We start from the raw sequence: 13,504 nt of genomic DNA, 5'->3' as shown, positions 1-13,504 counted from the left end.
TAGACTGGCGGCGACATTCCATGGAATCCCTCATGCGGACCCCTGCCCTGCCGCTCGCGCTGGCCGCGAGTTTACTCTGCGCGCCGTGTGCGTTCGCGCTTTCCGAATTCGGCATCGAGGGCATGGGGGTTGTGTCGACCGCCGCCGACGAGACCCGCGCGAGCGTGTCGCCCGACGGCCAGCGCATCGTCTGGGCCAGTCCAGACCGCGCCGGCGGGCCCGGCGGCGGCGACCTGTGGCAGGCGGTGCTGCGCGACGGGCGCTGGCGCGACCCGCAACCGCTGCCGGCGCCAGTGAATTCGCCGAACCAGGACAGCGACCCGTTCTTCAGCGCCGACGGCCGCTGGCTGTACTTCGCCTCCGATCGTCCCGGCGGCCACGGCGGCAGCGACCTGTACCGTGCGCCGGTGCTGGCCGGCGGCGGCTACGGCGCGCCGCAGAACCTGGGCGCGGCAGTGAATTCGGCGGGCGACGAACGTGCGCCGGCCCTCTCGCTGGACGGCACGCGGCTGCTGTTCGCCAGCGATGGCCATGGCGGCGCCGGCGGCCTGGACCTGTTCGTGGCGCGCCTGGACGGCCAGGGGTTCGTGCGCCCGCAGGCGCTGGCCGGGGTCAACAGCGCCGACGACGAAAGCGACGCCGCCTGGCTGGGCGACGGCCGCGCGCTGCTGTTCGCCCGTGCGCATGGCAGCGCGCGCAGCCAGGTGCTGCTGGCGCAATGTGCCGGCGGCCGCTACGCGGACCCGCAGCCGCTGGCGCTGTCGTTCAACGGCAGCGATGGCCACACCGCCGGCGCCGTAGTGGACGCATCCAAGCCGGGCGAACTGCTGTTGTCCGGCAGCGCCCGCGCGCCGAAGGCCGGCAAGCGCGACCTGTACCGGATCAAGGCGCCGGCGGCGACCGGCAGCGGCGACTGCATGTAAGCGGGTTGCGCGGCGACGCGACGCACGCGGCAATTGGTCGAGCGCAGTCGCGCAGGTTCGCCGAAGGAGTGCGGTGGCGGCAGGCACGCCGTCCGGCGACCACGCCCGGGCGTTTCCGGGATGCCCGGGCCGCTGCCATGCCGTCGGGCAAGCGACGTAAGAAGAGGCCGTTGTGGGAGGACTTCAGTCCGGACGCATGGCACCTGGGCGCATCCCCTCTGCGCTTGCCGCAACCGAAGCACTCCTCCAACAACGCGCTCTACCGCAGTCAGCGAGACACGCCGTGGTCTTGCACGAGCGCATTTCGCCCTTTTTTGCAGAAACAGCCGCGACGTGCATTCCCGGGTGCCGGTCGCGGCTGAAGCCGCTCCTACGAGGCACGGCGTATCCGGTTGATCCATGACCGGCGCAGACGATAAGAGACGCCCTGAAGTCGCGCCACTCGCATCTCCAGCCGGCACATGATGTGCAGCAGCAGTCGACGCAAGCACGCAGCGGACGCCGATTACGCGCTATCGGCGCATCATCTCAGTACACATCGCGTCGGTAGCGCCCCTCGGCGCTGAGCGCATCCAGCGCGTCCTCGCCGAGGATCTCGCGCAATGCGGCATCCACGCCGCGCGCCATGCCGGCGAGGCTGCCGCAGACGTACACGGTGGCGCCACGCGCCACCCAGGCGCGCAGCGTGTCGGCGGCCTCGCGCAGCCCGTCCTGCACGTAGCGCTTGTGCGCCTGGTCGCGCGAGAACAGCAGGTCCAGGCGCTGCAGGTGGCCGGCCGCCTGCCAGGCCCGCAGCTCGTCGCCGAACAGCGCATCGTGCGCGGCGTTGCGCTCGCCGAACAGCAGCCAGTGCCCATGCACGCCGGCCTGCTCGGCCTCGCGCAGCAGGCTGCGCAGGCCGGCGATACCGGTGCCGTTGCCGATCAGCACCATGGGGGCATCGCCATGCCGGCGGAACCCGGGGTTGGCCCGCACCTGCGCGCGCAGCACGGCACCCACCGGCGCGTGCTGGCACAGCCAGCCGGCGCCCACGCCGGGGCTGCCGTCGTGGCGCAGGGTCAGGCGCACGACCAGTTGCAGCAGGCCGTCGGCCGGCACCGAGGCGATCGAGTACTCGCGCAACGGCAGGCTCGGCAGCGCATCCACCCAGGCCTGCAGATCGTCGCCCGGCGCCGGCGGCGTCAACGCCCGTGATGCCAGCGCCTGCCACAGCGGCTGACGCACGCCATCGGCGTGCACCGTCTGTTCGGCGTTCAGCGCCTGCATGGCGAGCCAGACGCGGACCGTATCGGCGGCGTGGCAGGGCTGCACTTCCAGGATGTCGCCGGCGTGCCAGTGCGCCTGCGGCGGCGGCGCCAGGTCGATGCGCCACACCGGGGCGCCGGCGCTGCCGGGGTTGAGCAGCACGCGGCCGGCCAGGCGCCAGTCCAGCGGTTCCGGCGCCTGCAACACCGGCGCCGACGCCGCCACGCCGGTTAGCGCGGACAGTTGCCATTGCCACTGCGCCAGCGCCTGCGGATCGGCGTTGTCCACCTCCAGCGCCGGGAACAGCGCCTGCGCGCCCTGTGTGTCCAGCCAGTGCTGCACCTCCCGCGAGAAGCCGCAGAACTGCGGATACTGGCGATCGCCCAGGCCGAGTACCGCATAGCGCAAGTCCGGCAGCGCCTGCGCCTGGCGCAGCACGCGGCGGACGAAGCCACGTGCCGCGTCCGGCGGTTCGCCATCGCCGAAGGTGCTGATCACGAACAGCGCGCGCTGGGTGCCGCGCAGGTGCGCCAGGTCCAGCTGCGCCAGCGAGCGCACGTCCACCGCCAGGCCGGCGGCCTGCAGTTGCGCGGCGGTCTGCCAGGCCAGGCGCTCGCCCAGGCCGCTCTGGCTGGCGAAGCCCACCAGCCAGGAACCGGCGGCATCGCCGACCAGCCCCGGCAGCGCACGCCGCGCATCGCGCAAGGCGCGCTTCTTGCGCCGGCGGTCCAGGTACAGCATCCAGCCGGTGACGAAGAACAGCGACATGCACAGGCTCGCCAGCAGCATCGCCACGCGCCCGGGCAGGCCGAAGAAGCTGCCGGTGTGCAGGGCGAACATGCTGGTCAGCAGGCGCCCGCCCAGCGGTTGCTGGCGATACTCCAGGTGGCGCAGGATGCGGCCGCTGGCCGCATCGACCTCCACGCTGTCGTAGGCGCGGTCGTGCGCCGGATCGGGCGGCAGGTAGCGGGCCACGATCGGCTGGCCGCTGCGGCCGGGCAGGCGCAGATCCAGGTAGGCGCGCTGCGCAGCGGGCACGGTCGCCAGGGCCGCCTGCAGCCGTGCGTAGTCCACCGCCGGCGGCTTGCCGCCGCGGCCGCCGGCCTTGTCCTTCGGCGCGGCATCGCCGCCGAGCATCGCCACCAGCCCCTGCCGGTACCAGTCGTAGGACCAGTACAACCCGGTCGCGGCGATCAGCAGGTACAGCAGCAGGCACCAGGTGCCGATCACCGAGTGCAGGCTCCACAGGAAGCTGCGTCCCTGTCGGTTCCACTCCACCGCCCACCAGGCGCGCCAGCTCCACCAGCGCCGCGGCCAGCGCAGGTACAGCCCGGACAGGCAGAAGAAGATCAGCACGAAGGCGCAAACCCCGGTGACCGCCTTGCCGCGCTCGCCGGCGGCCAGGCGCCGGTGCAGGTCTTCGACGAAGGAGAAGAACCCGTCCAGGCGCGGCGCCGGCAGCACCGCGCCGGTGTAGGGATCGAAGTACAGGCGGCCACCGTCGCGGCCGGGCAGGCGTACCGCGGACGGCCGCGTGCCGGTGGGGTCGATCAGCAGCCGGTTGCTGCGGTGTGCGCCGTCCAGGTCCAGGCGCCGCGCCAGCTCGGCCAGCGGCAAGGGCTGCTCGCCGGCGGCATGGCGCGCGGCGATCGCCGCCAGCGGCGGATTGGCCAGGCGCACGATCTCGTCCTCGAAGGCCAGCGTGGCGCCGCTCAGGCCCATCACCGACAGCACCAGCCCGGCGCTGATGCCGAGCAGCCAGTGCAACTGGAACAACAGCGTCTTGATCACGGCGCGGGCGGGGACAGGGCGGGCGCGCATTGTAAATGAGAACGCTTATCGCATGCGATTGATCCGGCCCGGCGCGGCGTCTACCGCCAAGCGTGACCGCCGCCGCGGTTGCCATTTGCCGCACATCCAGCGGTCACCTGGCGGACATCGAACCTGGCCAGTTTCTTCACCTCCATCGACCACCCCCGAGGTTCCTGCAATGTCCGTCTCCCTGCGCGGTTGTCTTGCCCTGCTTGCGCTGTTCGCCGCCCAGGCGGCCAGCGCCGCCACCAGCTGCCCCACGCTCTACGCCGGCGGCAAGGCGCCGACGCTCGACGCGTCGATCACCAGCCGCACCACCGAGGTCTGCCATACCGAATACGTGCTGATGGCCTCGGGCGTGACCAAGGGCCCGCTGTACTCGGCCGAGCACCTGACCGACCAGCAGGTCGCCGGCGCCGAATCGATCGGCCGCGTCGGCTCCTTCCACGACGAGACCGGCATCCCCGCCGCCGACCGCTCGCACACCTCGGACTACACCAACTCCGGCTTCGACCGCGGGCACATGACCCCGGCCGGCGATGCCTCGACCACTAACTCAGAGAAGGAAACCTTCTCGATGGCCAACGTGGTCCCGCAGGACCACAAGCTCAACACCGGCGAGTGGGCGCGGATCGAAGAGCAGGTGCGCCAGCTGGCCAAGCAGCGCGGCGAGGTCTACGTGGTCACCGGCCCGGCCTTCGACAGCGGCACGCGCAGCAGCATCGGCGCCGACAACGTGCAGATCCCGAACTACGTGTGGAAGGCGGTGTACGAGCCGGGCAACGGCGCGGCCGCCTACATGTGCGTCAACGACAGCACCATCAACTGCGACGTGGTGTCGATCAACGACGTCATCACCATGTCCGGCGTGGATCCGTTCCCGGCAATCAGCGCCAGCATGAAGGCCAATCCGATCGCGCTGACGTTGCCGTAAGCGGGGATCCGGGAGTGGGGAATCGGGATTCGTAGAAGCGTCCTGATTCCCTGCCCGGGTTGGGGCGGTCGGATGCGCGAATGCGCCAGCCGGCCGCCATTGCAAGCGCGCGCACCTCAGCCGGTGTGCGCCGTCATCGCCTCGACCAGTGCCGCGAACACCGCGCTGCAGGCGGCGCTGCCGCGCACGTCCTGGTGCATCACGATCCAGCTTTCCAGGCCCACGCGCACCTGCTGCGGCAGCACCGGCACCAGCGCCGGCGTGCGCCGCGCCAGGGCGACCTGGCAGAAGCCGATGCCGCAGCCGGCACGCAACAGCGCCAGTTGCGCCAAGTCGCTGTCGGCACGCAACGCGAACGCCTCGCGCCGCCACAGCGGCAGCGCACTGCGCGCGGCGCGCAGGAACGGCGTTTCCGCATCGAAGCCGATCAGCGCATGCTGCGGCAGGTCCTCCAGCGTCTGCGGCAGGCCGCAGCGGTCCACATAGTCCTGGTGCGCGAACAACGCCACCGCCACCGCACCGACGTGGCGCGCGACCAACACCTCCTGGGTCGGCCGGGTCATACGCACCGCCACGTCCGCTTCGCGATGCAGCAGGTCCTGCACCCGGTTGCTCAGCACCAGTTCCAGCCGTAGGTGCGGATGCGCGCGGCGCAAGGTCGCCAGCACTGGCGGCAGCACCTCCGCACCGATCACCTCGCTGGCGGCGATGCGCACCGTGCCGCGTACCGCATCGCCGTGGCGGCCCGCAGCGCGCTGCAGCGACGCGGCCAGGCTGCCCATCGCCTGCGCATGCCCGCGCAAGGCCAGTGCGGCATCGGTCGGCAGCAGGCCGGTCTGCGAACGCACGAACAGCGGCACCGCCAGCGCCTGTTCCAGCGCCGCCACGTGCCGGCCGACGGTGGGCTGGGTCAGGCCCAACGCGCGTGCCGCTGCCGACAGCGAGCCTTCCTCCAGCACCGCCAGGAAGGACCGATAGAGTTCCCAGCCGATCGTGTTGTCCATACAGAAATGTATAGCCGGTCCGCGCTATTCGCCAATTTTCTTCAGCGGCACCGACACCGACACTGACCGCCGACCCCAACGGAGCGCTGTCATGTCCTCTTCTTCCACGGCCCTGGTGCTGGGCGCCAGCGGCGGCATCGGCGGCGAACTGGCGCGGCAGTTGCGCGACGCCGGCTGGCAGGTGCGCGCCCTGCAACGTGGCCTCGCCCACGCCAGCGAGGAGCGCGATGGCATCCATTGGTGCCGCGGCGATGCGCAGCAACGGGCGGACGTATTGCAGGCGGCGCAGGGGTGCGCGGTGATCGTGCATGCGGTCAATCCACCGGGTTACCGGCGCTGGTCGGAACTGGTGCTGCCGATGATCGACAACACCGTCGCCGCGGCCATCGCCGAGCGCGCCACCGTGGTCCTGCCGGGCACGGTCTACAACTACGGCCCGGACGCCTATCCGGCGCCGGACGAAGACGCACCGCAGGCGCCGATCACCCGCAAGGGCGCGATCCGGGTGGAACTGGAGCGACGCCTGCAGGCCGCGACCGCGCAAGGCGCACGGGCGATCGTGGTGCGCGCAGGGGATTTCTTCGGCCCGCGCGTGGGCAATAGTTGGTTCGCGCAAGGGCTGGTGCGGCCGGGACGACCGGTCACGACGGTGACCCTGCCGGGCGATCCGGGCGTAGGCCACCAATGGGCCTACGTGCCGGACGTGGCGCGGACCATGCGGGCGCTGCTGCAACGACGCGAGCGTCTGCCGGCCTTCGCCCGTCTGCACATGGAGGGACATTGGGACGCCGACGGCACGCAGATGGCCGCGGCGATCGCGCGGGTCGCGCAACGCCACGGCCTGGCGCCGCCGCGCATGCGCCGCTTCCCGTGGCCGCTGCTGACCCTGGCCGTGCCGTTCTGGCCGCTGGCGCGCGAACTGCACGAGATGCGTCCGCTGTGGCGGCAGCCGCTGCGCATGCGCAACACGCGGCTGCTGGAGCTGCTCGGCGAAGAGCCGCACACGCCGCTGGACGTGGCGGTGGAGGCGACGCTGCGCGGGCTGGGTTGTCTACCGGCGGCGACGTCATCGGCATAGCGCCGCCGTGTGGGTAGGAGCGGCTTCAGCCGCGACCGGGCATGACCGGGAAAGCCAGGTCGCGGGGGGGGGGGGGCCGGCGAGGGGGCGCGGGCGCGGCCCGGCCCCCAGCAGGCCGAGGGGTATAGGCAGAACTTTGGGGGGGGGGGCTCTCCGGGGGCCGCGGACAGGGGAAGCGCCCCGCGGGGGGGGTTGGCGGGCCTCCCGCCGCGCCGGGGCTGCCCGGGAAACGCCGGGGCGGGCCTCCCCCCGCTCCTACGAGGATCCGCGGTCGACGGACTGCACGATCGTGCGACTGTGGAAGCGACTTCAGTTGCGAGAGGCTTCCAAGCAAACGCGTGGAGGCTGAAGGACATCTCTAGCTAATGTCGGAAGACCATTTCGTAGGAGCGGCTTCAGCCGCGGCCGACATGCCTGGTCGCAACCGAAACCGCTGCTACGAGTCCACCGACCTGTCCCGCTTCGCCGCGGCAAGGCGCATCGTCAGAGGCTCCCTGGCATCGTTCCTACAGAGACACGATCGATCAGCGCGCCTCGCGCAACCAGCGCGCCACCTGCGGCGCGAAGTAGGTCAGCACGCCGTCGGCACCGGCGCGCTTGAACGCCATCAGCGACTCCAGCACGCAGGCGCGCTCGTCCAGCCAGCCGTTGCCGATCGCCGCCTTGAGCATCGCGTACTCGCCACTGACCTGGTAGGCGAAGGTCGGCACGCGGAACTCGTCCTTCACCCGCCGCACCACGTCCAGGTAGGGCATGCCGGGCTTGACCATCACCATGTCCGCGCCCTCTTCCAGGTCCAGGGCGATCTCGCGCAGGGCCTCGTCGCCGTTGGCCGGATCCATCTGGTAAGTGGTCTTGTCGGCCTTGCCGAGGTTGCCGGCGCTGCCCACGGCCTCGCGGAACGGGCCGTAGAACGCCGAGGCGTACTTGGCCGAGTAGGCCATGATGCGCACGTGCAGGTGCTCGTCGGCATCCAGCGCGCGGCGGATCGCACCGATGCGCCCGTCCATCATGTCCGACGGCGAGACGATGTCCACGCCGGCCTGCGCGTGCGACAGCGACTGCTGCACCAGCGCCTGGACGGTGATGTCGTTGAGCACGTAGCCGCGGTCGTCGATGATGCCGTCCTGGCCGTGGCTGGTGTACGGATCCAGCGCCACATCGGTCATCACCCCCAGCTCGGGGAAGCGCGTCTTCAGCGCGCGCACCGCGCGTTGCGCCAGGCCGTCCGGGTTCCAGGCCTCGGCCGCGTCCAGCGACTTGCCGGCCGGGTCGATCACCGGGAACAGGTCGATCACCGGGATACCCAGTTCCAGGGCCGCCTCGGCCTCCTTCAGCAGTTCCTCGATCGACAGGCGCTCCACGCCGGGCATGGAGGCGATGGGCGTGCGCCCAGGCACGTCGTGCACGAACACCGGCCAGATCAGGTCGTCGACGGTGAGGGTGTGCTCGCGCATCAGGCGGCGCGAAAAGGCATCGCGGCGCATGCGCCGGGGGCGATAGTGGGGATGGGCCACGTGCAGGCTCCTGGGTGGACGGATACTGGGAGGCCGCGCCGGTCGCACGGGCCGATGCCGCCAAGGCACCGCAGGCCGCGCCGCCGGCACCGGCGTGAACGCAAGGCGGCCCGTGAGCGGCGCCGTCGGCTGCGCATGTTACTCCCGCCGGCGTGGCCCGCCGCATGGGATGGTGCAACACAGCATGCCGGTCGCCGGCCTGCGGCTCAGATCACGCCGCCGCCCAGGCTCAGCCGGATCACCCCGACCACGATCACCAGCGCATTGAGCATCAGGCCGGTCTTGGCGCGGCCGCGGTTGGGCGCGGCGGTGAACAGCAGCCCGATCGCGGCGATCAGCGCACCGACCGCAGCGAACGGGATCAGGAACCAGTTGCCCCAGCCGAGCAGCGGGATGAAGGCCAGGATCATCCACAGCAACGCCACGATGCCCCACAGCAGACTGATCAGGCCCATGCCGGCCTCCATGCGAATGTCAGCCTGCACGATAGCGCACTGCAGAGGCTGGCGCGGCGCGTCCGCCCGGCTGATAGCGGGCAGTCCCCGCTGACCGCGCAACGGATCGCCCAGGCAACGCGGGTAGGGGATGCACGCACTGGATCGTCTTTATGCGGGACAGGAACCTGGACCGTCCCCCATCTAGGAGCAGCCCATGAAGCGCTGGATATGGAGTTTCGCCATCTGCCTACTGTCGTTCCCCGCCGTCGCCGAGCCCGTCTACAAGAAGCTCGTGTGCCGCGACAACGACCCGTTCGTGTTCTGTACCCAAGGCTGCAAGGGCGTGGACAAGAACTGGAGCCCGGTCGACCCGATCAGCGGCTCCTGGCAAGCGGACCCCGGGTATTGCTTGCGGCCAAGTCCGGTGCGCTGCTGCAAGCACGGTTCGCACTGCGGCGCGTGGACGCCCACCGCGATCGTGGCCGTCAGGCAGTACGAAGACATCTGTCCTGCCGCCGTCACCCAAGGCGACTGGACGGACCCGAGCCGGCGTCCGGAGAACGTGCCCTACGAGCACTGACGATCATGCCGCTGCACGACGCAGCGGCGTGCTGCCCCGCCAGACGCCCGCCCCTTGGCATGGGGATCACGCCCACCCTGCCAGGGTGACGGCGGCGGGTTCGGCGCGATTCACCCGGCCCGCCTATGATCGCGTGAGATCCGAATACGGGGGTAAGGCCATGACTGTCCGACCGTTGCTGCCGCTGGCGTTGCTGCTGGCCCTGGCCGGCTGCGCCAGCTCCTCCAAGGTGATGGTCGGTGCGGCACGCCCGCCGATCGATCCGGCGCTGGTGCAGATCTATTCCGCGCCGCCCCCCGGGGCGATCGACATCGCCCAGTTGGAGGCCTCCAGTGCGGCCGGCTTCGGCACCCAGGGCCAGACCGACGCGGCGGTGGACCGGCTCAAGCGCGACGCGGCCAAGCTCGGTGCCAACGGCGTGGTGCTGATGGGCGTGGGCTCGCAGCGCTCCGGCGGCGGCCTGTCGGTCGGCGCGGGCAGCTACGGCGGCCACGTCGGCGGCGGCCTGGGCATCGGCATCCCCACCACGCAGAAGCGCGCCGCGGGCATGGCGATCTGGGTGCCGCCGGGGGCGCAGGGGCCAGCGCCGGCGGCGCCGCAGCCTGCACCGCCGCCCGGTCGCTGAATCCGGTCAGGTCGGGCATGGGCCTGTTGGCCTGCCCGGCCGATGCACGCGCCTCGCTCCGAAGCGGATCGCCCGTGTCAGCCCGCTGGGCCGGGTAGGGCCCGTGGCGCATGGCATCCCCTGGCGTGCTGAAACCCTTGCTAAGCTATTTGCGGGCAGGATCGGCACGACCCGTCGCGGGTCTCGATCCGGGGTGCGGCCCGCATGCGACGACACGTTTGGTCCGAACGTCTGGGACGGACCGCTTTCGACAGAGGGAAGTGCGATGAAGCGATGGATATGGATTCTGGTGGCGTTTCTGGGATTTCAGGGTGTCGCTGGCGCGCAGGAGGTCTATGAAGATCTGGCCTGTCGCGACAACGATCCCTTCGTCTTGTGCACACAAGGCTGCAAGGGCAAGGACAAGAACTGGACGCCTGTGACTCCTCAAGCCGGCGTGTGGGTTGCAGTACCTGGCTACTGTCCTTGGCCAACGTCGACCGGCCCTTGCTGCGTCGGAAACGTATGCTTCAAACCGTGGACGCAGAAAGCTGTCGATGCGGTCTATCAGTACATGCATATTTGCCCGATCGGCGGCGGCAAGGCCAGCGACTGGACGGGACGGCAGCGACCCGAGAAGGTTCCAAAGGATCATTGATCCGCAGCGACTGCCACTGCGCCGTTTGGCGCAGTGGCGCGCCTAGTTGATCTCCGCTCACTTGCGCTGTGACGGCACGAATACCTCGTCCACCGCCGCGGCCAGCTGGTCCGGCGGCAGCAGCCCCTGGTCCAGCAGGAAGTTGTTGAACTTCAGCCGGTCGAACCTGGCGCCCAGCGCCAGTTCGGTGCGCATGCGCAATTCCAGGATGCGGCTGTAGCCATAGAAGTAGCTGCCGGCCTGGCCGGGCGCGCGCACCATGTAGCGGTCCAGTTCCTGCCGCGCCATTGCCGGCGACAGGCCGACCTCGTTCTCCAGCACCAGGCGCGCGCGCTCGCGGTCGATCAGGCCGAGGTTGAGCATCGGGTCGAGCATGGCCCGGGCGGCGCGCAGCAGGCGGAACTGCAAGGCGATCAACTGCCCGTCCAGCGGTTCGTACGGCACCATCTCGGCCTCGGCGTACAGTGCCCAGCCTTCGACGTTGACCGAATTGAACGCGTACAGGCTGCGCGCCAGCGACACGCCACGCTCGACCATGGCGGTGAACTGCAGTTCGTGGCCGGGCCGGCCCTCGTGCGCGCTCAGCGTCCACGCCGCCGCGCCGAAGTTGAAGTCGTCGTAGTGCTCGCCCTTGCCGTCGCTGTCCGGATTGCCCAGCGGCAGCACGAAGGTGCCCTGCTCGCCGGTGTTGCCGACCAGCGGCGCCGGGCGGAAATGCGGCGCCGGTTGCGCGGCGCTTTCGGCCGGCGAGCCCAGGCGCATCTGCATCGGCCGCTGCGGCACATCGACAATGCGCTGCTGGCGGATGATCGGATCGATGCGGTCGATGACGCTGCGGTAGTGCGCCTCGAGCTTGTCGTCGGGGATGGTGTCGCGCTTGAGCGCGCGCAGCACCGTGCGGTAGTCGCGGGCGTCGTCGCCGCGCAGGCCCTTGGCGGCGGCCACCAGCGGCGCCAGTTGCTGCATCGCCGAGCGGGTTTCCATGAATTCCAACTGCGCGCGCTGCATCAGCACCTGCGGGGCGATGTCGATGCCGACCTGCTTGAGCTGGAACGCATACAACTCGGGCGGCAGGCGCGCATCCTCGCGCGCCTGCGGCAACACCACCGTGCGGGTCCAGGTGGCGTAGTCCTGGAACTGCTGGTCCATCGCCGCCAGCGCCGCCTCCGCGCCCGTGATCTTGTACTCGGCGAACAGCGAACGAATGCCCTTGGCGTAGGTATCGACATTGCTCAAGGCCTGCTCGACCTCGCGCTTGGTCGGCTGCAGGAGGTTGCCGTCGGCGCGCTTCTCTTCGTAGCGTTGCCGCGCCAGCTGCAGGGTCGAGGTGCTGCCCGGCGCAAGGCCGACGTAACGCTGCAACCGCAGCAGCGCCTTGGCGCGGCGCGCCGCCGGTACCTGCTCGGACAACAGGTTGTTGATGCCGCCGAACACGTGCTGCGGCGCGTCGGTCCATGGCAGCAAAAAGCGCTCATTGAGGGTGCTGCCCTCGATGGACTGGTCGGCGGCGTGGATCAGGATCGCCAGGTCCTGGCGCACATTGGGATCGCGCTCCACCTGCAGTTTTTCCTGCAGCGTGCGGCGCGCTGCGCTGGTGGCCTCGCGGAAGCGCCGCGCGTTGTCGGGACCGAAATCGGAAACCTGGTCGTCGAAACCCGGTACGCCGAAGAAGCTCACCTCCTCGGCCTGGAACGGCGCCTGCGCCTGCAGCAGGATCTGCGCGAAGGCATTGCTGCGCTCCACCCAAGCGGGTGCGTGCTTGGCCGACGCGGCCGCCGGTGCGGCCGCTGCTGCCAGCGCCGGGAACGGCGCAGGCGCCGCCAGCGCCAGGGTCAGAGCGATGGCGAGGACACGTGGCTTCATGGCGCAGCTCCGACAGAATGATGCAGGGACCGTACGCGGCATTGCCGGATCGGCCATCTGCCGGAGGTCATGGCCGCCACCGCGCGGCGATGCGGCATGCGGCGGTGGCGACGCCGCGGCGTGGCTGCATCAGTGCAGACTCGTGGCGGTACGCCATCGCGTGCCGATGGCCACCGTCGACCGCACACGACGTGCGCGGCAGACCGCTTGCGCCGCTATTGCGTGGTGTCGGCCTCGGCAGGCGTGGCGCTGTGCACGTCCGCCGCGGGCACCGGCGGCGCCTCGACCGCCATTCCGTCCGCGTCCTCGTCGTCGTCGCTGTCGGCGTCCTGCCCGAGCGCATCGAGCAGCGGGATCGCTTCACCCGCATCCGGCAATACCTGCAAGGTGGTGTAGTGCCACTCGCCCGCATGGCGTTCGGCTTCGATGTACAGGGTGCCGTTGGCGCGGCTGCCGTGCAGCGACACGCTCAGCTCGGCATTGCCACTGCCACCGCCGCTGCTGTTGAAGCTGCCGCTGGGCATGATGCCGTCCTTGATCGGCGCGCCCAGCGCGGCCGCCACGCGCGGATCGTGTTGTGCGGCCATCACGCCGACCCGGTACGGCTCGGACGACTTGGTGACGCGCGCGATGCCGAGCACGAACACCGCGATCGACGCCAGCAGCAGGGCGCCGAGCACCAGCACGATCAGCGGCACCGCCCATTTCCAGTGCCGCGCCCACCAGCCACGCTTGGCCGGCGGCAGCGCAGCGCCGGAGGCAGGACCGGGCGTCCCGGGCAGTGGCGGCGGACTCGACATGACGTCACTCCTTGTCGTGCGAAAGCGGAAGGTGAAATGCAGCGGCGTG

General features: G+C 70.6%; 12 protein-coding genes. 6 read left to right on the top strand and 6 right to left on the bottom strand.

Going from position 1 to position 13,504, the window contains the following annotated elements:
* Positions 1-32: 32 nt before the first annotated feature.
* Complete coding sequence (locus M3U25_RS12985) at positions 33-923, top strand: TolB-like protein (protein WP_355502564.1); 891 nt, start codon at positions 33-35, stop codon at positions 921-923.
* 528 nt (positions 924-1,451) lie between these two features.
* On the opposite strand, the gene M3U25_RS12980 is transcribed toward M3U25_RS12985, so the two are convergent.
* Positions 1,452-3,959, bottom strand: coding sequence for a sulfite reductase flavoprotein subunit alpha (locus M3U25_RS12980; protein WP_355502567.1), 2,508 nt, complete (start codon positions 3,957-3,959; stop codon positions 1,452-1,454).
* A gap of 199 nt (positions 3,960-4,158) precedes the next feature.
* Between M3U25_RS12980 and M3U25_RS12975 the strand changes: the two genes are divergently transcribed.
* Entirely contained in the window at positions 4,159-4,914 is a 756-nt protein-coding gene (locus tag M3U25_RS12975; RefSeq protein WP_242159205.1) for a DNA/RNA non-specific endonuclease, read from the top strand.
* A gap of 116 nt (positions 4,915-5,030) precedes the next feature.
* On the opposite strand, the gene M3U25_RS12970 is transcribed toward M3U25_RS12975, so the two are convergent.
* Positions 5,031-5,918, bottom strand: a complete 888-nt coding sequence (locus M3U25_RS12970; RefSeq protein ID WP_355502571.1) for a LysR family transcriptional regulator — start codon at positions 5,916-5,918, stop codon at positions 5,031-5,033.
* Positions 5,919-6,009: 91 nt separating this feature from the next.
* Between M3U25_RS12970 and M3U25_RS12965 the strand changes: the two genes are divergently transcribed.
* Positions 6,010-6,996: an NAD-dependent epimerase/dehydratase family protein gene (locus tag M3U25_RS12965; protein ID WP_355502573.1), complete on the top strand. Its 987-nt coding sequence runs from the start codon at positions 6,010-6,012 to the stop codon at positions 6,994-6,996.
* A gap of 524 nt (positions 6,997-7,520) precedes the next feature.
* On the opposite strand, the gene hemB is transcribed toward M3U25_RS12965, so the two are convergent.
* Together hemB and M3U25_RS12955 are read right to left on the bottom strand one after the other, a co-directional pair.
* Entirely contained in the window at positions 7,521-8,513 is a 993-nt protein-coding gene (gene hemB / locus M3U25_RS12960; protein ID WP_242159202.1) for a porphobilinogen synthase, read from the bottom strand.
* Between the two features lie 206 nt (positions 8,514-8,719).
* Positions 8,720-8,968: a hypothetical protein gene (locus M3U25_RS12955; RefSeq protein ID WP_010340624.1), complete on the bottom strand. Its 249-nt coding sequence runs from the start codon at positions 8,966-8,968 to the stop codon at positions 8,720-8,722.
* Positions 8,969-9,164: 196 nt separating this feature from the next.
* On the opposite strand from M3U25_RS12955, the gene M3U25_RS12950 reads away from it, so the two are divergent.
* The 3 genes from M3U25_RS12950 to M3U25_RS12940 all read left to right on the top strand — a co-directional run bounded on the left by M3U25_RS12950 (position 9,165) and on the right by M3U25_RS12940 (position 10,792).
* Positions 9,165-9,530, top strand: a complete 366-nt coding sequence (locus M3U25_RS12950; protein ID WP_019797800.1) for a hypothetical protein — start codon at positions 9,165-9,167, stop codon at positions 9,528-9,530.
* A gap of 160 nt (positions 9,531-9,690) precedes the next feature.
* On the top strand, positions 9,691-10,155 hold the full coding sequence (locus tag M3U25_RS12945) for a hypothetical protein (protein ID WP_355502901.1): 465 nt from the start codon (positions 9,691-9,693) through the stop codon (positions 10,153-10,155).
* A gap of 265 nt (positions 10,156-10,420) precedes the next feature.
* A complete protein-coding gene (locus tag M3U25_RS12940) occupies positions 10,421-10,792 on the top strand; it encodes a hypothetical protein (protein WP_242159200.1) in 372 nt (123 codons plus the stop codon).
* Between the two features lie 57 nt (positions 10,793-10,849).
* On the opposite strand, the gene M3U25_RS12935 is transcribed toward M3U25_RS12940, so the two are convergent.
* The gene (locus tag M3U25_RS12935; RefSeq protein ID WP_355502904.1) at positions 10,850-12,655 is read right to left on the bottom strand and encodes a DUF885 domain-containing protein; all 1,806 of its coding nucleotides are present in this window, start codon (positions 12,653-12,655) and stop codon (positions 10,850-10,852) included.
* 215 nt (positions 12,656-12,870) lie between these two features.
* Positions 12,871-13,455 (bottom strand): cytochrome c oxidase assembly factor Coa1 family protein, encoded by a 585-nt coding sequence (locus M3U25_RS12930; protein WP_242081451.1) that lies wholly within the window; start codon positions 13,453-13,455, stop codon positions 12,871-12,873.
* Positions 13,456-13,504: the final 49 nt, after the last annotated feature.

The organism is Xanthomonas sp. PPL134, assembly GCF_040595915.1.
Taxonomy (GTDB): domain Bacteria; phylum Pseudomonadota; class Gammaproteobacteria; order Xanthomonadales; family Xanthomonadaceae; genus Xanthomonas_A; species Xanthomonas_A indica.
Note: the sequence above shows the minus strand (reverse complement) of the source record. Positions and strands in the feature narration are given on the sequence as shown.